This is a genomic window from Parahaliea maris, assembly GCF_008064665.1.
In the GTDB taxonomy this organism is placed as follows: Bacteria; Pseudomonadota; Gammaproteobacteria; order Pseudomonadales; family Halieaceae; genus Parahaliea; species Parahaliea maris.
The window spans coordinates 321,120-343,680 of sequence record NZ_VRZA01000003.1; the positions used below are offsets into that span (position 1 = coordinate 321,120).

The 22,561-nt window shown below is 62.5% G+C and carries 18 protein-coding genes and 1 other RNA gene; 14 read left to right on the top strand and 5 right to left on the bottom strand.

Translation table 11 applies throughout. From position 1 onward, the window contains the following. Positions 1-18: 18 nt before the first annotated feature. From pilQ to hemE, 6 genes are all read left to right on the top strand, one after another. Positions 19-2,142 carry a type IV pilus secretin PilQ gene (gene pilQ / locus FV139_RS09850; RefSeq protein ID WP_235898609.1) on the top strand — a complete coding sequence of 708 codons (2,124 nt, stop codon included), beginning with the start codon at positions 19-21 and terminating at the stop codon, positions 2,140-2,142. Positions 2,143-2,164: 22 nt separating this feature from the next. Continuing rightward, on the top strand, positions 2,165-2,677 hold the full coding sequence (gene aroK, locus FV139_RS09855) for a shikimate kinase AroK (protein WP_187276472.1): 513 nt from the start codon (positions 2,165-2,167) through the stop codon (positions 2,675-2,677). A gap of 131 nt (positions 2,678-2,808) precedes the next feature. Continuing rightward, complete coding sequence (gene aroB / locus FV139_RS09860; protein WP_235898610.1) at positions 2,809-3,891, top strand: 3-dehydroquinate synthase; 1,083 nt, start codon at positions 2,809-2,811, stop codon at positions 3,889-3,891. Between the two features lie 153 nt (positions 3,892-4,044). Beyond that, positions 4,045-8,487: a glutamate synthase large subunit gene (gene gltB / locus FV139_RS09865; protein ID WP_148068267.1), complete on the top strand. Its 4,443-nt coding sequence runs from the start codon at positions 4,045-4,047 to the stop codon at positions 8,485-8,487. Between the two features lie 4 nt (positions 8,488-8,491). Continuing rightward, positions 8,492-9,913: an FAD-dependent oxidoreductase gene (locus FV139_RS09870; protein ID WP_148068268.1), complete on the top strand. Its 1,422-nt coding sequence runs from the start codon at positions 8,492-8,494 to the stop codon at positions 9,911-9,913. A gap of 523 nt (positions 9,914-10,436) precedes the next feature. Beyond that, entirely contained in the window at positions 10,437-11,504 is a 1,068-nt protein-coding gene (hemE, locus tag FV139_RS09875; RefSeq protein WP_148068269.1) for a uroporphyrinogen decarboxylase, read from the top strand. A 14-nt stretch (positions 11,505-11,518) separates the two neighbouring features. Here hemE and rpiA read toward each other — a convergent pair whose 3' ends face one another. After that, positions 11,519-12,193, bottom strand: coding sequence for a ribose-5-phosphate isomerase RpiA (gene rpiA / locus FV139_RS09880; RefSeq protein WP_148068270.1), 675 nt, complete (start codon positions 12,191-12,193; stop codon positions 11,519-11,521). Between the two features lie 175 nt (positions 12,194-12,368). On the opposite strand from rpiA, the gene ilvA reads away from it, so the two are divergent. Together ilvA and FV139_RS21045 are read left to right on the top strand one after the other, a co-directional pair. Then, positions 12,369-13,895: a threonine ammonia-lyase, biosynthetic gene (gene ilvA, locus FV139_RS09885; RefSeq protein ID WP_148068271.1), complete on the top strand. Its 1,527-nt coding sequence runs from the start codon at positions 12,369-12,371 to the stop codon at positions 13,893-13,895. 278 nt (positions 13,896-14,173) lie between these two features. Further along, positions 14,174-14,320, top strand: a complete 147-nt coding sequence (locus tag FV139_RS21045; protein ID WP_187276473.1) for a hypothetical protein — start codon at positions 14,174-14,176, stop codon at positions 14,318-14,320. Positions 14,321-14,345: 25 nt separating this feature from the next. On the opposite strand, the gene FV139_RS09890 is transcribed toward FV139_RS21045, so the two are convergent. The 4 genes from FV139_RS09890 to FV139_RS09905 form a co-directional block, all read right to left on the bottom strand. Continuing rightward, a complete protein-coding gene (locus tag FV139_RS09890) occupies positions 14,346-14,945 on the bottom strand; it encodes a 5-formyltetrahydrofolate cyclo-ligase (RefSeq protein WP_148068272.1) in 600 nt (199 codons plus the stop codon). A 5-nt stretch (positions 14,946-14,950) separates the two neighbouring features. Continuing rightward, a non-coding RNA gene (ssrS, locus tag FV139_RS09895) (6S RNA) lies at positions 14,951-15,131 on the bottom strand. Positions 15,132-15,181: 50 nt separating this feature from the next. Beyond that, positions 15,182-15,505 carry a cell division protein ZapA gene (locus tag FV139_RS09900; protein WP_148068273.1) on the bottom strand — a complete coding sequence of 108 codons (324 nt, stop codon included), beginning with the start codon at positions 15,503-15,505 and terminating at the stop codon, positions 15,182-15,184. A gap of 4 nt (positions 15,506-15,509) precedes the next feature. Beyond that, positions 15,510-15,710, bottom strand: a complete 201-nt coding sequence (locus tag FV139_RS09905) for a TIGR02449 family protein (protein WP_148068274.1) — start codon at positions 15,708-15,710, stop codon at positions 15,510-15,512. A 175-nt stretch (positions 15,711-15,885) separates the two neighbouring features. Here FV139_RS09905 and FV139_RS09910 point away from each other — a divergent pair, with 175 nt between their 5' ends. From FV139_RS09910 to FV139_RS09935, 6 genes are all read left to right on the top strand, one after another. Continuing rightward, entirely contained in the window at positions 15,886-16,482 is a 597-nt protein-coding gene (locus tag FV139_RS09910) for a UPF0149 family protein (RefSeq protein ID WP_148068275.1), read from the top strand. Beyond that, positions 16,482-17,837 (top strand): Xaa-Pro aminopeptidase, encoded by a 1,356-nt coding sequence (pepP, locus tag FV139_RS09915; protein WP_148068276.1) that lies wholly within the window; start codon positions 16,482-16,484, stop codon positions 17,835-17,837. The genes FV139_RS09910 and pepP overlap by 1 nt, the downstream gene beginning before the upstream one ends. 45 nt (positions 17,838-17,882) lie before the next feature. Beyond that, on the top strand, positions 17,883-19,124 hold the full coding sequence (gene ubiH, locus FV139_RS09920) for a 2-octaprenyl-6-methoxyphenyl hydroxylase (RefSeq protein WP_148068277.1): 1,242 nt from the start codon (positions 17,883-17,885) through the stop codon (positions 19,122-19,124). After that, positions 19,121-20,338, top strand: a complete 1,218-nt coding sequence (locus FV139_RS09925) for a UbiH/UbiF/VisC/COQ6 family ubiquinone biosynthesis hydroxylase (RefSeq protein WP_148068278.1) — start codon at positions 19,121-19,123, stop codon at positions 20,336-20,338. The genes ubiH and FV139_RS09925 overlap by 4 nt, the downstream gene beginning before the upstream one ends. A 251-nt stretch (positions 20,339-20,589) precedes the next feature. Further along, a complete protein-coding gene (gcvH, locus tag FV139_RS09930; protein WP_148068279.1) occupies positions 20,590-20,982 on the top strand; it encodes a glycine cleavage system protein GcvH in 393 nt (130 codons plus the stop codon). A gap of 36 nt (positions 20,983-21,018) precedes the next feature. Continuing rightward, the gene (locus FV139_RS09935; RefSeq protein ID WP_148068280.1) at positions 21,019-22,206 is read left to right on the top strand and encodes a class I SAM-dependent rRNA methyltransferase; all 1,188 of its coding nucleotides are present in this window, start codon (positions 21,019-21,021) and stop codon (positions 22,204-22,206) included. Positions 22,207-22,561 lie beyond the last annotated feature (355 nt).

A 22,561-nucleotide genomic window follows, 5' to 3' on the forward strand; every position in this document is an offset into this window, starting at 1 on the left:
TTGGGGAAAAGAGCCGTGATGGAAGGAAGAAAAAGGACTGCAAACCGGTTGCGGGCGCTGGTGGCCACCGTGTTCGTCGCCTGCTTCGCCCAGGCTGTGCAGGCGGGCCCCACCGTGACCGATATCGAATTCAGTTCGCGACCTAACAGTATGTTCGAAGTCCGCCTGGGGTTCGACCAGACGCCACCGGACTTGCAGGCATACACCATTGAAAAACCCGCGCGCATCGCCATCGATTTTCCCGACACCAGCAGCGCGCTGGAGCGCAAGCGCTACTCCCTCAATTACGGCAACGCCACCGGCGTCGTGGTACTCGATTCCGGCGACCGCACCCGCATGGTGGTCAATCTGGTGACCCTGGTTCCCTACACCACCCGGGTGGAGGGTAATAATCTGTATCTGGTGGTGGGTGTAGCCGGCGGTGACTATGTCAAGCAGACCACCGACCCCACACGTATGCCCACCCAGGTTGAGCAGGTCGCCAAGGTGGAATCCGAAATTACCGACCTCCAGTTCCGCCGTACCGCGGATGGCGAGGGCCGGCTCACGCTGCAGCTGAGTAATCCCAGCGTCGATGTGAATGTGTTCAGCGAGAGTGGCGATGTCAAGGTCCAGTTCCTGGACACCAACGTGCCTGAGCGCCTGGTGCGCCGTTACGACGTTACCGACTTTGCCACTCCGGTCGAGCGGGTGGACGTCAATACCACCGAGCGCGGTGCGGAGCTGACCCTGAAAACCCTCGGCGACTCGGATTACCTGGCCTACCAGACGGATAACCAATACGTCATCAGCGTCAAGCCGCTCAGCAAGAAGGAGCTGGAAGATCGTCGCGACGAGTTCAACTATGTCGGCGAGCGCATCTCCCTGAACTTCCAGGACATCGAAGTGCGGGCGGTGCTGCAGTTGATCGCCGATTTTACTGAGCTTAACCTGGTGGCCAGCGACACGGTGGGTGGCCGGATTACCCTGCGTTTGCAAAATGTGCCCTGGGACCAGGCTCTGGAGCTGGTCCTGAAAACCAAGGGCCTCGACAAGCGGCAGGTGGGCAATGTGCTAATGGTGGCGCCGGCGGCGGAAATCGCCGAGCGTGAGCGCCAGGAAATCGAAGCCAACAAACAGATCGCCGAGCTGGCGCCGCTGCAGAGCGAGTTTGTGCGGATCCGTTACGCCAGTGCCGCTGAAATCGTCAAGCTGTTCCAGGCAGGTGCCGAAGAAGGCGGCCAACTGATCTCGGAGCGTGGCTCCGTGGTAGTCGACCCCCGCACCAATTCGCTGATCATTACCGAAACGGCGGCCAAGCTGGCGGATATTCGCGAGCTGATCGAATTGGTCGATATCCCCATTCGCCAGGTGATGATCGAATCCCGCATCGTGATTGCCCAGTCCGACCTCGAAGAGGAACTCGGCATCGAGTGGGGCGGCGCCTACCTCGACCCGGACCACAATGGCAATATCATCTCCATTTCCGGCGATGGTCAGAACGTATACGACCTGAACAACTCGGTGATCAATGGTACCCAGCCGTCACCCACCTTCCCGGGTGCTCTGGCTGTTGACCTCGGCGTTGCCAATGCCACAGGCAGCTTTGCCGTGGGCTTTACCAGTGATGACCTGTTCCTCACCGCGGAACTGAGCGCCCTCGAGTCTGCCGGTAAAGGCGAGGTAGTGTCCCAGCCCAAGGTGATTACCGGTGACAAGCAGCAGGCGACCATCAAGTCCGGTACCGAGATTCCCTACCAGGAGTCTGCGGGCCAGTCTGGTGCGACGTCCGTGTCCTTCAAGGAAGCCGTACTCAAACTGGAAGTCACACCCAATATCACACCGGACGATCGAATTCTGCTGGATCTGGTGATCAACCAGGATTCACTGGGCGACCTGGTCCCCAGTGGCCAGAACGGCGGCTTTATCCCCTCCATCGACACCACCGAGCTCACCACCCAGGTCCTCGTAGGTAACGGCGAGACGGTAGTGCTGGGCGGAGTGTTCCGTACGGAAGACCTCGAATCGGTCACCAAAGTGCCCTTCTTCGGCGATCTGCCCTATATCGGCCCACTGTTCCGCAATACGGCGACGTCCAAAACCAAGACAGAAACCCTGATCTTCATCACTCCGCGCATCCTCGCCGATACCCTGCTGGATTGAGGCGGGGCGCGTTTAGTTCGTAATGGCGGTATTGCAGCGCGTATTCCTGGTCGGCCCCATGGGGGCCGGCAAATCCACCATCGGCAAGTATCTGGCCCAGCACCTCAAGCTGGGCTTTGCCGATACTGACACCGAGATCGAGGCGCGAACCGGCGCCGATATTCCCTGGATATTCGATGTCGAGGGTGAGGAGGGTTTCCGCGATCGGGAGCAGCAGGTGGTGGAAGAGATGACCCAATGGGACAATATCGTGCTCGCCACCGGTGGAGGTGTAGTGCAGCGGCCCGAAAACCGGCGGGCTCTCGGCTCCCGGGGGTTCGTCATCTACCTGCACGCCACGATTGAGGAGCAGGTGCGTCGGACCCGCAAAGACCGCCGCCGGCCTCTGCTGCAGAAGGGTGACCCCGAGGCCGTATTGCGCGAATTGATGGCCCTGCGCGACCCCCTCTATCGTGAGATCGCGGATCACGTTATTGATACCGACGGTTGCAGTCCTCGCACTGTCGCCCAGCGCCTGGTGCGTGACCTCCTGTAATTTGCCCCGGCAGGCTTTGCGGTAAGTCTTTCAAGCGCCCCGCACAGGACCCTCCACGAGCGATGGCCCCACGAGACAGGGCCGCGCCCCGGCGCTATCATGGGCGCCCCCTGTTTTTACTGGAGCAAGTCGTGATTGCCCACACCCTTCATGTCGATCTGGGAGAGCGCAGCTACCCCATCTTTATCGGTCGCGAATTGCTGCGCGACAGAGATTTACTGCGGCGTCACGTCGGTGGCTCCCAGGTGGTGCTGGTCAGTAACGAAACGGTCGCGCCTCTATACGCGGAGCGGGTATTACAGGCGCTCGAAGGATGCTCCCTGGTTACCGAGGTGGTACTTCCCGACGGAGAGCAGCACAAGACCCTGGCCAGTATGGAGCATATTTTCGACCGGGTGCTCGCTGATGGGCACAATCGCACCACGACCTTCATCGCACTGGGTGGCGGCGTGGTCGGCGATATGACCGGTTTCGCCGCGGCCTGTTACCAGCGCGGCGTCGACTTTATCCAGCTGCCCACTACCCTGTTGTCCCAGGTGGATTCCTCCGTGGGTGGTAAAACCGGAGTCAACCACGCGCTGGGCAAGAATATGATCGGGGCCTTCTACCAGCCCCAGGCGGTGCTGATTGACATCGATACACTGCAGACCCTTCCGGCCCGTGAGCTCGCAGCGGGTTTGGCCGAGGTGGTCAAATATGGACTCATTTGTGATGCCGGTTTCTACCAGTGGTTGCTGGGCAACATGCCGCGATTACTGGCGCGGGAGGAGGCTGCCCTGGCAGAGGCCATTGAGCGCAGCTGTGCTGCCAAGGCCGCTGTGGTGGCTGCCGATGAGCGTGAGGGTGGCCTGCGGGCTATTCTCAATCTTGGGCATACCTTTGGTCACGCCATCGAAACGCACCAGGGTTACGGTAACTGGTTACACGGTGAGGCAGTTGCTGCTGGCATGGTGCTTGCTGCAAAACTCTCAGCAATGCGTGGATGGATAAGTGACGCGTCTGTTGCGGAGCTGGTGGATCTGCAGCTCAGCATGGGCCTGCCGGTTGCGGCGCCTGCGGAAATGACGCTGGAAGAATTCCGCACCCTTATGGGGCGGGACAAAAAAGTCCTCGATGGCCGGCTGCGACTGGTGTTGTTGCGGGAAATTGGTGCGGCCACCGTGGTCGATGACGTGACAGAAGGTGAGCTGGCAGCGCTGTTGGGTAGCACCTGAACGGCGCCCGGAAGCAGATTTTAGTTACTTGAGCAACGTTTGTTCGCTCTTGGCCATCTGTGTAAAATGGCTCCCCCTTTTCGCCCCGGTACTGCAGTGGCAGGGGGCGCGTCACGATAACCATCTGTTTTCATTGATTATTCTGGACTGACTATGAGTGCAGGCCTCTACAGACCTGAAGAATTCCGCGACAACTGCGGATTCGGATTGATCGCCCATACCTCCGGGGATGCGAGTCATCGCCTCCTGCAGACCGCGATCGAGTCCCTGACCTGTATGACCCACCGCGGTGGTATCGCTGCGGACGGCAAGACAGGCGATGGCTGCGGCCTGTTGATGCAGATGCCGGCCCAGTTCCTGCGTACCCTGGCACAGGAGCATTTCGGCAAGGAACTGGCAGAACAGTTCGCTATTGGCCAGATCTTCCTCAGCACCGAGAAGGCCCGCGCCGCAGCGGGTCGTGCCGCCATGGAGCAGGCGGTGACAGACCAGGGCCTGACAGTCGTGGGTTGGCGTGTTGTGCCCACCGATAGCAGCGTCTGTGGTGAAATTGCGCTCTCCACCCTGCCGGTGATTGAGCAGATTTTTATCGATGCTCCGGGGCTTTCCGGCGACGAAGTGTCCACGCGCCTGTTTGTCGCCCGGCGCAAGGCGGAGATTGCCACCGCCAACGATCCCGAATTCTATATCTGCAGCCTGTCCCACCGGGTGATCGCCTATAAAGGCCTGGTCATGCCGGTAGACCTGCCGCGGTTCTACCACGACCTGGACGACGAGCGCCTGGAAACCGCAATCTGTGTTTTCCACCAGCGTTTTTCCACCAACACCATGCCCCGCTGGCCGCTGGCCCAGCCGTTCCGCCTGCTGGCCCACAACGGTGAGATCAACACCATCGAAGGCAACCGCAACTGGGCGGATGCCCGCGCGGCCCTGTTCGAAACCGAAAAGCTGCCCAACATCCGCGAGATCGCACCGCTGGTCAATCGCACCGGTTCTGACTCATCCAGCCTCGACAATATGCTGGACGCACTGCTCACCGGTGGTGTCGACATGGCGCGGGCCCTGCGCATGCTGATACCGCCCGCCTGGCAGAACATCGAGTCCATGGACCCGGACCTGAAGGCGTTCTACGAATACCACTCCATGCACATGGAGCCCTGGGACGGGCCCGCCGGTATCGTTCTGACTGACGGTCGCTACGCCGTTTGCCTGCTGGATCGCAACGGTTTGCGCCCGGCGCGCTGGGTCAAGACCACCGACGGTTTCATCACGCTTGCCTCCGAAGTGGGCACTCACCCCTACAAGGCCGAGGATGTGGTGGCCAAAGGCCGGGTCGGGCCCGGCCAGATCCTGATGGTCGATACCCACACGGGCGAGCTGTTACAGTCCGACGAAATCGACAACCGGCTGAAATCCCGCTTTCCCTACAAGAAGTGGCTGAAGGAGAACTCCTATCGCATCGAGGGCACTTTCGGTGGCGAGCTGACTCCGGGTATCGAAGCCGAGAAACTCGACAGCTACATGAAAATGTTCCAGGTCAGTTTCGAGGAGCGGGACCAGGTGCTGCGGCCGCTGGCCGAGTCCGGCAACGAAGCGGTCGGCTCCATGGGCGACGACACGCCGATGGCCGTCCTGTCGCAGCAGGAGCGCTCCCTGTACGACTTCTTCCGGCAGAAATTCGCCCAGGTGACCAACCCGCCGATCGACCCCCTGCGGGAAACTATCGTGATGTCGCTGGAGACCGACCTGGGCTCCGAAAAGAACATCTTCCACGAAGGGCCCGAGCACGCCGACCGCATCATCCTCGCCTCACCGGTACTGTCCCAGGGCAAGTTCAACACCCTGCTGCAACTGGATCGGCCCGGATTTGCCGTCGCCGATATCGATGGCACCTACGATCCGCAAGAGAAGGACCTGCAGCAGGCGGTAGCCGACCTGAATGCCGCTGCCGAGCAGGCGGTGCGTGACGGCAAGACAGTCCTGATCCTGTCCGACCGCAGTATTACCCCGGACCAGTTGCCGATTCACAGCCTGATGGCCACGGGTGCCGTGCACCACCACCTGATCGAGAGGGGCCTGCGCTGCGACGCCAACCTGGTGATCGAAACCGCCAGCGCCCGCGACAGTCACCAGATTGCCTGCCTGCTGGGCTTTGGTGCCACCGCCGTGTATCCCTACATGGCCTACACGGTACTGGAAGACCTGATTCGCGACGGTGAGTTGCTGGGGGAACCCAGTCTCTGCTTCAAGAACTACCGCAAGGGCGTCAACAAGGGCCTGCTGAAAATCATGTCCAAGATGGGCATCTCGGCGGTCAGCTCCTACCGTGGCGCCCAGTTGTTCGAGGCCGTGGGTCTGGCCAGCGAGGTGGTGGATGTGGCCTTCCGCGGAGTCGCTTCGCGCATCCAGGGCGCCGGCTTTGCCGAACTGGAAGCCGACCAGCAATCCCTGGCGCGGCTGGCCTGGAACAAACGCAAGCCCCTGCAGCAGGGCGGCCTGCTCAAGTACGTACACGGGCAGGAATACCACGCCTTCAACCCGGATGTGGTGATGACCCTGCAACAGGCGGTGGCCAGCGGCGACTACAGCACTTACCAGCGCTACGCCCGCTACGTGAACGAGCGCCCGGTGGCGACCATTCGCGACCTGCTGAAGCCAGTCGAGTCCGCCATGCCACTGGCGCTGGAAGATGTCGAATCCATCGAGTCAATTCTGCCGCGGTTCGATTCGGCCGGTATGTCCCTCGGGGCCCTGAGCCCGGAAGCCCACGAGGCCCTGGCAGCCGCCATGAACCGGATCGGTGCGCGCTCCAATTCCGGTGAGGGCGGGGAAGACCCGGCCCGCTACGGCACCGAGCGGATGTCCAAGATCAAGCAGATCGCCTCCGGCCGCTTTGGTGTTACACCCCACTACCTGGTCAATGCCGAAGTGCTGCAGATCAAGGTTGCCCAGGGCGCCAAGCCCGGTGAGGGTGGCCAGCTGCCCGGTGGCAAGGTAAACGGCCTGATCGCCCGGCTGCGCTACTCGGTACCGGGGGTGACCCTGATTTCACCGCCGCCTCACCACGACATCTACTCGATCGAGGATCTGGCCCAGCTCATCTTCGACCTCAAGCAGGTCAACCCCGCGGCCCTGGTGTCGGTGAAACTGGTCTCGGAGCCGGGTGTAGGCACCATCGCGGCTGGTGTGGCCAAAGCCTACGCTGACCTGATCACTATTTCCGGTTACGACGGCGGTACCGCCGCCAGCCCGCTGACCTCCATCCGCTATGCCGGTTCTCCCTGGGAGCTGGGGCTGGCGGAAGTCCAGCAAACCCTGCGCGGCAACCACCTGCGCGGCAACATTCGGCTGCAGACCGACGGCGGCCTGAAGACCGGCCTGGACGTGATCAAGGCGGCGATACTGGGTGCCGAGAGCTTCGGCTTTGGCACCGCGCCCATGGTGGCCCTGGGTTGCAAATACCTGCGTATCTGCCACCTGAACAACTGCGCCACAGGTGTTGCCACCCAGAACGAGAAACTGCGGGAAGACCACTTCAATGGCACCGTGGAGATGGTGGTGAACTTCTTCACCTTCATTGCCATGGAAACCCGCGAATGGCTGGCGAAGCTGGGTGTATCTTCACTGGAAGAACTGATCGGTCGTACCGATCTGCTGGAGCGACTGCCGGGCAGCACCGACAAGCACGCTCGCCTGGATCTCGGCCCCATCCTGTACAAGGATCCTGCGGCCGCTGACCAGCCCGAGTTTTGCCAGGTTGCGTCCAATGATCCCTTTGACCGCGGCGAAAAAGCAGAGCAAATGGTGGCGGCGGCGCTGCCGGCCATCGAGGCCAAGAGGGGCGGCGAATTCGAGTTTGCGGTCACCAACTGTGACCGCTCGATTGGCGCCCGCCTGTCGGGTGAGATCGCTCGGCGCTACGGCAACACCGAGATGGAAGCCAATCCCGTTGTTTTCCGTCTCACCGGCACTGCAGGCCAGAGCTTCGGCGTGTGGAACGCCGGCGGTCTGCATATGTACCTGGAGGGCGACTCCAACGACTATGTTGGCAAGGGCATGGCCGGTGGCAAACTGGTGGTGTACCCGCCCAAGGGTGTGCAGTTCAAATCCCAGGAGTCGGTGATCATCGGCAACACCTGCCTGTACGGCGCCACCGGCGGCAAGCTGTTCGCGGCGGGTATCGCCGGCGAGCGTTTCGCGGTGCGTAACTCCGGCGCCCATGCCGTGGTGGAAGGAGCGGGTGACCACTGCTGTGAATACATGACCGGCGGCAACATCACCGTGCTGGGTCCCACCGGGGTGAACTTCGGCGCCGGGATGACGGGTGGTTTTGCCTACGTGCTGGATATGGACCGCAGTTTCATCGACAAGTACAACAGCGAGTTGGTGGAGATCCACCGGGTCAATGCCGAGCACATGGAAGCCTATCGTTACCACCTGCGCAGCAACATCCAGGAGTTCACCGAGGAAACCGGTTCCGAATGGGGCGCCGAGCTGCTGGAAAACTTCGAGGATTACGTAGGCAAATTCTGGCTGGTGAAACCCAAGGCGGCGGACCTCGACCGCCTGCTGTCGCGCCTGCGCAATACGGATTAAGGCTATGAGTGAGCGTTTGTCTAACCACTTCCAGTTTGTTGATGTCGATCGTAACGACCCCGACAAAAAAGCCATTGAAGCGCGCAAGAGTGAATACGTAGAAATCTACGAGCCCTTCACCAGCGAGCAGGTCGCCGAGCAGTCGCATCGCTGCCTCGAGTGCGGCAACCCCTACTGCGAATGGAAGTGCCCCGTGCACAACTTCATTCCCAACTGGCTCAAGCTGGTGTCCGAGGGCAACCTGTTCGAGGCCGCGGAACTCAGTCACCAGACCAATACCCTGCCGGAAGTGTGTGGCCGCGTGTGCCCCCAGGACCGCCTGTGCGAGGGCGCCTGTACCCTGAACGACGGTTTCGGTGCCGTGACTATCGGCTCCTCCGAGAAATACATCACTGACACCGCCCTCGCCATGGGCTGGCGCCCGGACCTGTCCGAAGTGGTGCCCACCGGCAAGAAAGTGGCCATTATCGGCGCCGGCCCGGCGGGCCTGGGTTGCGCTGACGTGCTGACCCGTGCCGGGGTGAAAGCGGTGGTCTACGACCGCTATCCGGAAATCGGCGGATTGCTGACCTTCGGTATCCCCGAATTCAAGCTGGAAAAGCAGGTCATGGTGCGCCGCCGTGAGGTATTCGAGGGCATGGGCATCGAGTTCCGCCTGAACACCGACGTGGGTACCGATGTCACCATGGACGAACTGATGGACGAGTACGATGCCGTGTTCCTCGGCATGGGCACCTACACCTACATGCGCGGCGGTTTCCCCGGCGAAGAACTTCCCGGTGTCTATGAAGCTCTGCCCTACCTGATTGGCAATGTGAACAACAACCTGGGATTCGAGCAGGACCCCGAGGCCTACGTCAATCTCAAGGGCAAGCGGGTCGTGGTGCTTGGCGGTGGCGATACCGCCATGGATTGTGTGCGTACTGCGGTGCGCCAGCAGGCCGAGCACGTGATCTGCGCCTATCGCCGCGACGAGGAAAATATGCCGGGCTCCCGTCGCGAGGTGAAGAACGCGCGCGAGGAAGGCGTTGAGTTCCTGTTTAACCGCCAGCCGATCGAGGTGGTGGAATACTTCGGTCAGGCCTGCGGCGTAAAGATGGTGGAAACCCGCCTCGGTGAGCCCGACGAGGGTGGCCGTCGCCGGCCTGAACCCATTCCGGGTTCTGAGCAGGTGCTGGAAGCGGACGCGGTGATTATTGCCTTCGGCTTCCAGCCGAGTCCGCCTGAGTGGCTGGCGGAGGTCGATGTAGAGATCAACGACTGGCGCGGCGTGGTGGCTCCCGAGGAGCAGGAATACGCTTTCCAGACGACCAATCCGAAGGTGTTCGCCGGCGGCGACATGGTGCGCGGTTCCGACCTGGTGGTGACGGCTATCTGGGAAGGGCGGCAGGCGGCTGAGGGGATTCTGGATTACCTGGAAGTGTGATTTTGTAGCTGTTGCCAGGGTACATCTCTGATGCAGGTTACCCCCACTTCTGTGACAAGCCGAGCTCCGTCGTGCGGTGCCAGCGCACGGAGGGGGCTTCCGCGACACGCCGTGAACCCGTCCATGGGGGCTTCTCTTCGACATCCATGTCTCAGAGAGTCGCTACAGCCCCCTCCGTACACTGGCACCTCTTCCGGCGTGACGTTATAGCTGTGGACTTTGGGCAGACGATTGCATTAAAGGTTCTCCGCTCCTCGTTTCCCCATCTGATCGAACAGGCTTTGCGCTTTCTCTCATCGAATTGCGTACAATTGTGCAAATTCTGAATCACGCTCCGCCAGAGGCGCCAGTGCGGGGAGGGGCTTCCACGACTGTGTGAGGCATGGATGCCGAGCACAAGCCCCCATGGACGGGTTCACGGCGTGTCGTGGAAGCCCCTCCTCGTGATGGCGCCGGGCGAAGACGCTCCACAACCGGCCCAATGACAACTAAAACGGCCAACAACGCTCAATTGGATATCCCCGTGACCGAACTCAAAAACGACCGCTTCCTCCGCGCCCTGATGCGCCAGCCCGTTGATCGCACTCCCATCTGGATGATGCGCCAGGCAGGACGCTACTTGCCCGAGTATCGGGCCACGCGTGCCGAAGCAGGGTCCTTCCTCGACCTGTGCAAAAACGCCGAACTGGCCTGCGAGGTGACCCTGCAGCCCTTGCGCCGCTATCCCATGGATGCCGCCATCCTGTTCTCCGACATCCTCACCGTGCCCGATGCCCTCGGGCTCGGCCTGTACTTCGAGGAAGGCGAAGGTCCGCGTTTCCGCAAGACCGTGCGCAGCGAGGCGGACCTGGCGGGGCTCAACAAAATCAGTGCCGCCGATGACCTCGGCTACGTCATGAATGCCGTGAGCACCATTCGCCGCGCACTCAATGGCAGCGTGCCGTTGATCGGCTTTTCCGGCAGCCCCTGGACCCTGGCCACCTACATGGTCGAGGGAGGGTCTTCCAAGGACTTTCGACGGGTCAAGGCCATGGCCTATGACCAGCCGCAACTCATGCACGACCTGCTGGCCCTGCTGGCGGATGCGGTGGCGGACTATCTCGCTGAGCAGGTGAAGGCCGGTGCCCAGGCCCTGCAGATTTTCGATACCTGGGGCGGCAGCCTCAGTGCGGCGGGCTACAAGGAGTTCTCCCTCAAGTATATGCAGCGGGTGATCTCCAGGCTGCCCAACGAGTCCGAAGGCCGCCCGGTGCCGGTCATCGTATTCACCAAGGGTGGTGGCCAGTGGCTGCCGGCCATTGCCGGTTGCGGCGCCCAGGCCGTCGGTATCGACTGGACTACCGACATCGCCACTGCGCGGGGGCAGGTCGGTGACAAGGTCGCGCTGCAGGGCAACATGGACCCGGCCATGCTGTACGCCTCACCGGCGCGAATTCGGGAGGAGGTCGCCTCGATTCTGGCGGGGTACGGCCACGGTTCAGGCCATGTGTTCAACCTTGGCCACGGCATTACGCCGGAGGTGAATCCGGACCACGTTACTGCGTTTGTCGATGCGGTGCAGGAGCTCTCACCCCAGTATCACCAGACCTGAGGGATCCGGCGCGCTTATTCCGCGCGCAGTGTCTGGACCCCGTCGGTTGTGCCGAGCAGCAGGACGTCGGCGGGGCGCAGGGCAAACAGGCCGTTGGTGACCACTCCAGTGATACCGTTGATCTTTTCCTCTGTGGCCAGGGGCTGGGCGATCGGGAAGTTGTGGACGTCGAGGATGATATTGCCGTTGTCGGTGATGAAGCCTTCCCGGTAGACCGGATCTCCGCCCAGTTTTACCAGCTCCCTTGCCACGTGGCCCCGGGCCATCGGGATCACTTCAACCGGCAGGGGGAAGTTGCCGAGGGTGTGGACCAGTTTGCTGTCGTCGGCGATGCAGATGAATTCCTTCGCGACGGCGGCAACGATTTTCTCCCGCGTCAGCGCACCGCCGCCGCCCTTGATCAGCTGCAGGGCGCGATTGCTCTCGTCGGCCCCGTCGATATAGAAATCCACCTGGTCGACACCGTTCAGGTCGTAGACCGGAATGCCGTGGGAGCGCAGGCGCTCGGCGGAAGCCTCTGAGCTGGCGACCGTGGCGCCGATCCGGCCCTTGATGGTGGCGAGTGCGTCGATGAAAAGGTTGGCGGTGGAGCCGGTGCCGATACCCAGGACAGTCTCGTCATCCACGTGGGGCTCGATATGGGCGAGGGCTGCATCTGCCACCGCCTGTTTCAGTTCGTCCTGGGTCATTGCATTTCTCCTGCTTGTCGGTCGCCCTGTCGTGGGCCGCCCTTACGTGGGTCGGACATTATAGGTAAGCCGGTTACCTGAAGCACCAAAATTACCGAAAGCCCCGCACAGGGTGAAAAAGCCCGGCTGCTCCATTAACATGCCCTGTTCCTTTTTTGACAGCGCCTGAATTGCCATGCCACAGAGCTATATCAAACGAATCCTGGACGCGCGTGTTTACGACGTGGCCCGTGAAACGCCGGTACAGGAGGCGCCGCTGATGTCGGCGCGCCTGGACAACCGGGTGTGGCTGAAGCGGGAAGACCTGCAGCCGGTGTTCTCGTTCAAGTTGCGCGGTGCCTACAACAAGATGCACCAGCTCAGCGACGAGGAGCGCAAGCGGGGGGTGGTGGCAGCCTCGGCCGGTAACCACGCCCAGGGGCTGGCCATGGCGGCCCAGCGCATGGGGGTCAAGGCGACGATCGTCATGCCCCGGACTACGCCGGTGATCAAGGTCGATGCGGTACGGAACTGGGGCGCCAAGGTGGTGCTGCACGGAGACTCCTTTGAGGAGGCGGCGGCCCGGGCCCAGGAACTGGTGGATTCGAAGGGCCTGGTGTATGTGCACCCTTTCGACGATCCGGACGTCATTGCCGGGCAGGGCACCGTGGCGATGGAAATTGTGCGCCAGCACCAGCAGCCCCTGGACGCGATCTTCGTGCCGGTGGGCGGTGGCGGCCTGCTGGCGGGGGTGGCGGCCTATATCCGCTATGTCTGGCCCAGCACCCGTATTGTCGGTGTGGAACCGGAGGATGCGGCCTGCCTCAAGCTGGCGCTGGATCGCGGCCGCCGGGGCCGCCTGCCCGAGGTCGGCCTGTTCGCCGAGGGCTGTGCAGTGGCGCAGATTGGCAAGGAGCCCTTCCGGGTCATCCGCAATACGGTGGACGAGGTCATCACGGCTTCCACCGATGAAATGTGCGCAGCCATCAAGGACATCTTCGAAGACACCCGCAGCATCGCCGAGCCCGCCGGGGCATTGGCCCTGGCGGGAATGAAAAAATACGTGGAGCGCAGCGGCGTGCAGGGTCAGCACCTGCTGGCCATCGTCAGTGGAGCCAACACCAATTTCGACCGCTTGCGTTATATCTCTGAGCGCACCGAGATCGGCGAGCAGCGCGAGGCGGTGATCAGCGTGACGATTCCCGAGCGCAAGGGCAGCTTCCGGGCCTTTTGCAGTGCCCTGGGCCGACGCAACATTACGGAGTTCAACTACCGCTATGCCGATGATGACCAGGCCCTGGTCTTCGTCGGGCTGAGTATTACTCCCGGCCCGGATTTCCAGGAGTTGCTGGAGGAGTTGCGCGAAGACGGCTACGAGTGCGAGGACCTGACCAGTAACGAGATGGCCAAGCTGCATATCCGTCATATGGTGGGGGGGCGAGCCCCCGCTGAAGTCGACAATGAAGTGGTATACCGGGTGGAGTTTCCCGAGCGCCCGGGGGCCCTCCTCAAGTTCCTTTCCGGCCTCGGCCAGAACTGGAACATTTCCATGTTCCACTACCGCAATCACGGGGCCGCCTACGGCCGTATCCTGGTCGGGGTGCAGGTGCCGCGGAACGAGCGTGGGCAGTTCCGCCAGGTGCTCGATGAGGTCGGTTACCGGTATTGGGAAGAGACCGACAATGTGGCGTACCGGCTCTATCTTGGCCGCACCGCGGACTGAGTGGTGGCCGTTGCGGAAGGAATGCGACAAAAAGTCCATAAACCCAGTGTTTATGCGGGTTGTGGGCTTTCATTCCGGAAATTGCTGGGATAGACTCGCAATCAGTTTGTGAAATATTGCCAACAAAAGGGCGCCGGCCTGTGAGCGGCATCGCATTTCGACAAAAGTGGCCTCACAAACGGGAATAATCACAGGAAGAGAACATAACTAACAAGACCAGAGCCCACGGCACCGCAGAGTGTCAGGGTGAATCGACCTTTTAGCGAGAGTAACAGAGCGTGAAACGTAGACCGGATTTTCTGCTGATCCTGATGGCGGCCTTTGGTATGGGGGTGTTGGTCACCCTGCTGGTGCCGATGGCAGCCAACGATACGGTAGCCGCGCCTGCATCCGAGTTGCAGGCCGGGGTAATCGTCCAGGACTGACATCCTGCCTCAAGGCAGGGGGTTGTCATCCAGGGGTGCGATCACAGCGCACCAGGCCGCTCTCGCACAACACAAAATCCAGGCGAATATCCCAGGGGTCGGCCGGTAGCCGGTCCACCTCCTGCGTGCCGTAAGCCAGTCCCACCAGTAACCGCGGCCGCCCCTCTGCCAGGGCCCGGTCATAGTATCCGGCACCCATGCCGAGGCGATTACCACTGCGGTCCCAGCCCACCAGGGGCAAGAGCATAAGGTCCAGCTCCGATGCCTCGCGCAACGCCGCCCCTGCATCCGGTTCGGGAATGCCGTAGCGGTTGCGCTCCAGCGGCCTGTTGTCCTCCCACTGAGCAAAACACATCTGCCCCGGGCCCAGCAGGCGGGGCAGGTACAGGGTTCGCCCTTGCTGGCGACAGGCTTGTGCAAGTGGTGTGGGATCCAGTTCGCCATCGGCAGCGACATACAGCGCGACGTGCTGATATCGCTGCCAGTCTGGCAGGTTGTCCAGGTAGCCGGCAGCGCGGGACGCCGCCTCGGCCTGTTCCGCAGGGCTCATGGCGCGGCGCTGTGCGCGCAGGCTGGCACGGAGACTGGCTTTGTCGTGCGAAGGGTCGATCGGGGGAGTGTTCATGGGGATGGATTCCCGGTATACCGCTGGCAGTGCTGCCCTTGAACCCGATGGTTCAAGGTGGTGGTGGCCGTACCGCTTCAGGCTTTCCGGTTTGTACCGGACCTGCACAACAGCAGTTGCTGGCAACCCCCGGTATTACAGATATCGGCTCGAGGACTGTCTGCCTGGCGAATACACCAGGGATCCGAGGAGGATTATAACGCAGTGCGGACCGGGTTGCGCCCCGCAATATCGAATCAGCCGATTTCCAGCTGTCGCAGGTGGTAGAGGGCGTCGTCAATTTTACGATTCAACTGGCGTACGTCATCCGGGTCGGCGTCTGCCAGGCTGCCGCCGGCGTCGCCCTGTTCGGAGGCCTTGAGCAGTTCATAGCTGATGTTGAGTGCCGCCATGACGGCTATACGCTCGACCCCGATGACCTTCCCGGTGTCGCGGATGGCGCGCATCTGTTTGTCGAGATACTTGGCGGACACAATCAGCTCCGCCTGCTGCTCTTCCGGGCAGGCGACCTGGTAATCCTTGTCGAGGATGCGAACGGTGACGGTATGTGGCTGGCTCACGCTACTACTCCATGGCCCGCAGGCGATCGATCATGGCCTCGACCTTGCCCCGGGCCAGCTCATTCTTGTCGATCAGATCCCGGCGCTCCGCTTCCCATCGGGCAGCCTCGGCCTTCAGTGCCTGATTTTCCTGGTTCAAATCATTGCACAGGGCAATCAACTGGTCGACTTTACTCTCCAGTGCCTTGAGCGGGTTATCAGCCATGGCGTTATACTAGCGTGCGTTCGGGTGCCATCACTATAGGCGGGCACCGGAATGAGGTCAACGCCGTAGCCCTTGGGGCTCGATATAAATTATAGAGAATTCAATAGCCTGCCGAGGGTTTTCCAGTCACTGCTGTAACTGGACAGCGCGGTGGGCACCACGCGGAAATGATTCAATGTTCGACGATTTGCCGGGCGCAGGCCGGGTCTTCGATTTCGATGAAATTGCAGATCATCTTGTAGAGCAGGGCGAGCAGTGCTCGCCCTCGGAACTTCACGGCTGCCTTACCGGCCTGATGGCTGCCGGAGTGGTGGGTGAGCCCGCCGCGGGGCTGGCCGGCTTGAACCAGGCACTCAATCTGGACCTGCACGGCGAACTCGCCGAAATCATGCTTGAACTCTACGCCGTCACCCTGGCAGCGCTGGAAGACGAGGAGTTCGACTTCCATCCCCTGCTGCCCGACGATGATACCGAGCTGGACCTGCGGGTGCTGGCGCTGGGCAACTGGTGCCGGGGTTTTATGGCCGGTTATGCCCGGGCGACCGCCAGTGCCGGCAGTGGTGATGCCAGCCTGCCGGGCGACAGTGCCGAGATCCTGCGCGATATCGCCGCCATTGCCCAGGCCGGGGTGGACGAGGAGCTGCCCGAGGACGAGTCCGAGGGCAATTACACCGAAATCGTTGAGTACCTGCGTTTTGCCGCATTGAACGTGTACATGGATACCCAGGGGCGGGCCGCTGCCGATGGCGGCGGTTCGCCGTCGCTGCACTGATGGCTGGCGCAAAATCCGACAAACCGCGCAAGCCCGCCGCCGGCGGTGTGTCCCGGGCAGAGTTCGCCCGGCGGCGCAGCCACCTCATGGCGATGATGGAGCCCGGGAGTATTGCCATTATTCCTTCGGCGCGCGAATTGACCCGCAGCCGCGATACCGAGTTCCCTTTTCGCCAGGACAGCGATTTTTTCTACCTGTCGGGCTTTGGTGAGCCGGATGCCGTGCTGGTACTAGTGCCCGGGCGGGAGCATGGGGAGTGTGTGCTGTTCTGCCGGGATCGCGACGCCGACAAGGAGCTCTGGCACGGCTATCGGCAGGGGCCCGAAGGGGCCTGCGAGCACTACGGTGCCGACGACGCCTTTCCCATCGGCGATATCGACGACATCCTGCCGGGCCTGATCGAGGGGCGGCAGCGTGTTTATTATTCCATGGGACGCAGCGCCAATTTTGATCGCCAGGTCATGGCCTGGGTCAACCAGATACGCGCCCGCGAGGCGAGCGGCGCGGTGCCGCCTGGAGAACTCACTGACCTCGACCATATGCTCCACGAGTTGCGCCTGATCAAGAGCGCCGCGGAGCTGCGCCTCATGCGCCGGGCCGGAGAGGTCACCGCACGCGCTCACTGTCGCGCCATGCAATTTTGCAGCCCCGGCCAGTACGAGTATCAACTGGAAGCGGAAATCCTGCACGAGTTTGCCATGGCCGGAGCGCGCCAGCCCGCCTATCCGAGCATTGTCGGAGGGGGCGCCAACGGCTGCATCCTTCACTACATTGAAAACAGCGCAAAGCTGCGGCGCGGCGACCTGGTGTTGATCGATGCGGGCTGCGAACTGGAGGGATATGCCGCTGATGTAACCCGCACCTTTCCGGTCGGTGGGCGTTTCAATCGCCAGCAGAAGGCGCTGTATGAGGTCGTGCTCGCCGCCCAGCGCGCCGCGTTCGAAGCTATCCGCCCCGGCAACCACTGGAATCAACCCCACGATGAAACAGTGCGTGTCATTACCGAAGGTCTGGTGAGGCTGGGGCTGTTGAAGGGGTCGGTGTCAAAGCTTATCGAGCGCGAGGCCTATCGCGACTTCTACATGCACCGCGCCGGACACTGGCTGGGGCTGGACGTTCACGATGTCGGTGACTATCGGGTCGGTGACGCCTGGCGAGTGCTGGAGCCCGGTATGGTGATGACCGTGGAGCCCGGTATCTATGTGGCACCGGGCAACACAAGGGTGGAACCGCGCTGGCGCGGCATCGGAATCCGGATCGAGGACAATGTGGCCGTGACAGCGGACGGCTTCGAGATTCTCACGGAAGGTGTACCTCGCACGGTAGCGGAGATTGAAGCCCTGATGGCGGCCTGATGATGTGGAGCAGCAGGTGAGTCCTTTGAGCAGGCGGAGGCCCCTATGAGCGAGCAGCGCGATATCCTGATTGCCGGTGGCGGTATGGTGGGTATCAGCCTGGCACTGCAACTGGCAGTCCGGCTTCCCGACACTGTGCGCATTACCCTGGTTGAAGGCTACCCATTTCCAGAGCAAGGCGTCGCGCCGGGGCACCCTTCCTTTGACGCCCGCTCCACTGCACTCAGCTACAGCTCGCGCCTGCTCTATGAGCAGTCCGGGCAGTGGCAGGACCTGGCGGCGCAGGCCTGTGCCATCGAGACCATCCATGTGTCGCGTCGGGGCCGCTTTGGCAGCGCGGTCCTCCGCGCCGAAGAGCACGGCTGGCCGGCGTTGGGCTATGTGGTTGAGAATGCCTTGCTGGGGCACAGCCTGGCCCAGGCGCTGCTGCGCCAGGGCCGGGTGGAAGTCGTCAGTCCCGCCAGGGTCACGGCCGTTGAGCCGGACCGGGCGGGCACCCTGGTGCAACTGGAGGGCGCCGGGCAGTCATGCCTGCACACCCGGCTACTGGTAGTGGCTGATGGTGCCGACTCCAGCTTGCGCGAATCTCTCGGGGTGGCGGTAGCGGACAAGCCCTATGGCCAGCATGCCCTGATTGCCAATGTGGCCTTTGCCGAACCCCATAGGGGCTGTGCCTACGAGCGTTTCACCGCCTCCGGGCCGCTGGCCCTCCTGCCGCTGGTGCCGATAGCCGGAGCGAGCAACCGCAGCGCCCTGGTCTGGGCCCTGTCGCCTGAGCGTGCAGCAGAACTCAAAGCGAGTAACGAGGACGACTTTCTGGAGGCGCTGCAGGAAGCCTACGGCTATCGCCTGGGGCGCTTCCTTCGGGCCGGTGAACGGCATACCTACCCCCTTTCCCGGCGCGAGGCGCAGGAGCAGGTGCGCCGGGGGGTCGTGGTGATGGGCAATGCTGCCCACACCCTGCACCCGGTGGCGGGCCAGGGCTTTAACCTCGCCCTGCGCGACGTGGCCCGACTGGCCGCTGTGCTCTCTGAGGTGGGAGATGGCGACTATGGTGCCCTCGATCCTTTGCAGCGCTACCAGCGTGCCCAGCAGGCGGACCAGCAGCGCACCATCGGCGCCAGCGACTTGCTGCCGGAATTGTTCATGCACAGTGATCCCCTGCTGGGCATGGCGCGGGATCTGGCACTGTCTGGCCTCGATGTCACTCCCCGGCTCAAGCGTGAGTTTGTGCGCTATGCGGCTGGTGTCGCCGCACTGGACGGCCAGTCAGGAGAAGCTTTGTGAAGGGCGTGAGTGACGTCGATATTGCCATTGTCGGTGCGGGTCTGGCGGGCGGTGCCCTGGCGGCAGCGCTCAGTGGCCGGGGCCTGCGGCTGGCGTTGATCGAGTCGCGCCCGCTCACTGCGCCGGAGCTTCCCTTGCAGCGGGAACTGGACGCTTTCGATTCCCGGGTCAGTGCGCTGAACCCGGAGTCAGTGAGCCTGTTGCAACGTCTTGAAGCGTGGCAGTCGGTCGAGCAGTATCGCTGCTGCGCCTACCATCACATGACCGTCTGGGATGCCGAGGGGACGGGACAGATAGAGTTCGATGCCGCGGATGTGGATCACAGCGCCCTCGGTTACATTGTCGAGAATCGGGCGGTTATCAGTGGCCTTATCGCTCGCCTGCAGGACGCCGGCGACCTGCGTGTTGTGGCACCGGGCAAGCTGGCGGCGGTTGCCATTGAAGACGACACGGTCAACCTGCAACTCGAAGACGGCGATACCCTGCGTGCCCGGTTGCTGGTGGCTGCGGACGGGGCGCTGTCCAGCGTGCGGTCACTGTTGCAGTTCCGGACCCGCGAATGGGACTACGGCCACCGGGCCCTGGTGGCGACCGTTGAGACCGGGCGACCTCACGGTAATACAGCCTGGCAACGCTTCCTGCCAAGTGGCCCACTTGCCTTCCTGCCGTTGCCGGGAGAGAACGGCAGGCACTTCTGCTCCATTGTCTGGTCGCTAAGGGACTCGCTGGCAGACGAGGTACTGGCGCTTGACGACACGGCTTTCTGTGATCGGCTGGAGGAAGCCTTCGAGCAGCGCCTGGGACGGGTAGTGGGGGCATCTCCCCGTGCCGCTTTTCCCCTGCGACAACGTCACGCGGTGGACTACATTCGCCCCCGGGTGGCCCTGGTAGGGGATGCCGCGCACACCATTCACCCGCTGGCGGGGCAGGGTATCAACCTGGGCTTCAAGGATGTATCGGTGCTGGCCGAGGAAGTGCTGGCCGCCCACGGCCGCGGTGTGGATCCGGGCGACCTGGCGGTGCTGCGTCGCTACCAGCGCCGTCGCAAGGGCGAGAACCTGCTGATGATGGGGGCCATGGATACCTTCAAACGACTGTTCGAACAGGAGTCCCTGCCCCTGCGCTGGTTGCGCAGTGCTGGCATGAACGCTGTGCACCGGGCTGGGCCGCTGAAACAGGAGATCATGCGCCGGGCCATGGGCCTGGGCGTTTGAGAAGGGCTCTAGAGAGAGGCACTTGAGAGGGCCACTTGAGAAGGGCGCGAGCGGGTAATCTGGCTGTGTGGGCGTTGGTCCCGGACACAGTGCTGGCCGACCAGAAATGTGCCAGCGGGCTGAAATTGCGCCGGCAGGCTGAAATTGCGCCGGCAGGCTTGGGGATTGGCCGTTGCCGCGGTTAAAATGGCGCCTTGATTTTTCGCCGGCCCGAGTGCCGCCCGCCTACCAGCCTCCGATGAGGATTCGTCATGAGCCAGACCCCCAGTGAATTGAAGTACGCCAGCAGCCACGAGTGGGCCCGTCTCGAAGAAGATGGCACCGTCACCGTTGGCATTACCGACCACGCCCAGGAGGCGCTGGGTGATGTCGTGTTTGTCGAACTTCCCGGCGTGGGCGACACCCTGGCCGCAGGCGACGAGGCCGGCGTTGTGGAGTCTGTGAAAGCGGCGTCCGATATCTACGCCCCGATCGGTGGCGAAGTGATCGCCGTGAACGAGGTGCTCGAAGACGAGCCGGAAACCGTCAACTCCGATCCCTACAACGACGGCTGGTTCTACAAGCTGCAACCGGGCGATGCCGCGGAGCTGGAAAAATTGCTCTCCGCCGAAGCCTATCAGCAGCACTGCGACGACGAAGACTGATTCCGCGGGTGCCGCTGCCGGCGCCCGGATTAACCGATGCCCGTTGCCAACGAACTGTTTCTCCGCCGTGGCGGCGACCGTCGCCTGCGCGGAGGTCACCTGTGGGTGTACTCCAACGAGGTCGATACCGCGCGCAGCCCCCTGAGCGACTTCTCCGCCGGTGATTGTGTTGCTGTGCGCGCCAGTAATGGCGCGCTTCTCGGCAGCGCCTATCTTGAACCCAATAACCTCATCTGTGCCCGCCTCTACGCACCCGGCCGCGAGATATCCTTCGTCGAGAGCCTGCCAGAGGCGCTCTCCGCCGCCCTGACAGGTCGCGAGCAGGCCTTCGATCGTCCCTGCTATCGCCTGGTCTACGGCGACAGCGACCTGCTGCCGGGCCTGGTGGTAGACCGCTTCGATGACTACCTTGTCGTCCAGCTCAACAATGCCGGTATCGAGCGCTACGAGGCCGCCATTGTCGACGCCCTGGTCGGCCTGCTGGCCCCCGCTGGTGTCCTGCTGCGGGCCGACAGCCGTAACCGTCGCGAGCAGGGCCTCGAAGACCGCATAGCCGTGGTCCACGGGGAAGTGCCCGAACGCCTGCCACTGGAGGAAAACGGGGTACGCTTTGAAGCCCCCGTACACGCCGGCCAGAAAACCGGCTGGTTTTACGACCACCGCATGGCCCGGGCCCGGCTGGCGCCCTATGTGGCAGGCCGCGAGGTGCTCGATGTCTACAACTACATCGGTGGCTGGGGTATCCAGGCAGCGGCCTATGGCGCCAGCGCGGTGTGCTGCCTGGACAGTTCCGCGACCGCCCTCGATGGGGTGGAGGTCAACGCCCGCCTGAATGGTCTGGAGGACCGGGTCAGCACCTTGCAGGGCAGCGCGGCGGAGGCGATGGAGACGCTGGTAGCCGAGGGGCGCCGCTTCGGTGTGGTGATTCTCGACCCGCCGGCCTTTATCCAGCGCAAGCGCGATATCAAGAAGGGCATCAAGGCCTACCAGCGTATCAACGCGCTGGGGCTGAAGCTGCTCGAACCCGGTGGGGTGCTGGTGTCGGGGTCCTGCTCGATGCACCTGTCACGTGCGGACCTGGTAGCGGCGGTGCAGGCGGCTGCCGTGCGTGTGGGCCGGCAGGTGCGGCTGATCGAGCAAGGGGCGCAGGGGCCGGATCATCCGATTCATCCGGCGATTCCGGAGACGGAATACCTGAAGGCGCTTTTTTTCAGGGCACTCTGACTCATTTACTCATGAATCTGAAAGCGTTTTTGGATTCGGTTCTGGTCTGACCCTCATGGTCTCATAACACTTTGGTGGCGGCCTCCAAATGGCAGGCCCCCTCCGAGACGCGCTATAAAGCATGCCATCCATGGCTCGCTCGACAGCGGCCGTCCAGGCCGCTGACGGTCTCTACGGGGCCCTCCCATTCGAAGTCCTTCAGTCAACATTCGTGACTTAAGAATATGGGCGATAGCAACCTCTGCTGTGGTGTAACGGGGATAAGAAGCCAGAATTGAAGAAGCGTACGGCGGGAGCGGGTTCGCGGACCGTGTGAGACACGGATGTCGAACACGAGACTACATGGATGTACTTG

What these genes read in the sequence shown, in the direction of transcription:
- pilQ (WP_235898609.1), top strand. Translation starts at nt 19, where the DNA reads ATGGAAGGAAGAAAAAGGACTGCAAACCGGTTGCGGGCGCTGGTGGCC.
- aroK (WP_187276472.1), top strand. Translation starts at nt 2,165, where the DNA reads ATGGCGGTATTGCAGCGCGTATTCCTGGTCGGCCCCATGGGGGCCGGC.
- gltB (WP_148068267.1), top strand. Translation starts at nt 4,045, where the DNA reads ATGAGTGCAGGCCTCTACAGACCTGAAGAATTCCGCGACAACTGCGGA.
- FV139_RS09870 (WP_148068268.1), top strand. Translation starts at nt 8,492, where the DNA reads ATGAGTGAGCGTTTGTCTAACCACTTCCAGTTTGTTGATGTCGATCGT.
- rpiA (WP_148068270.1), bottom strand. Translation starts at nt 12,193, where the DNA reads ATGACCCAGGACGAACTGAAACAGGCGGTGGCAGATGCAGCCCTCGCC.
- ilvA (WP_148068271.1), top strand. Translation starts at nt 12,369, where the DNA reads ATGCCACAGAGCTATATCAAACGAATCCTGGACGCGCGTGTTTACGAC.
- FV139_RS09890 (WP_148068272.1), bottom strand. Translation starts at nt 14,945, where the DNA reads ATGAACACTCCCCCGATCGACCCTTCGCACGACAAAGCCAGTCTCCGT.
- FV139_RS09905 (WP_148068274.1), bottom strand. Translation starts at nt 15,710, where the DNA reads ATGGCTGATAACCCGCTCAAGGCACTGGAGAGTAAAGTCGACCAGTTG.
- FV139_RS09910 (WP_148068275.1), top strand. Translation starts at nt 15,886, where the DNA reads ATGTTCGACGATTTGCCGGGCGCAGGCCGGGTCTTCGATTTCGATGAA.
- pepP (WP_148068276.1), top strand. Translation starts at nt 16,482, where the DNA reads ATGGCTGGCGCAAAATCCGACAAACCGCGCAAGCCCGCCGCCGGCGGT.
- ubiH (WP_148068277.1), top strand. Translation starts at nt 17,883, where the DNA reads ATGAGCGAGCAGCGCGATATCCTGATTGCCGGTGGCGGTATGGTGGGT.
- gcvH (WP_148068279.1), top strand. Translation starts at nt 20,590, where the DNA reads ATGAGCCAGACCCCCAGTGAATTGAAGTACGCCAGCAGCCACGAGTGG.
- FV139_RS09935 (WP_148068280.1), top strand. Translation starts at nt 21,019, where the DNA reads ATGCCCGTTGCCAACGAACTGTTTCTCCGCCGTGGCGGCGACCGTCGC.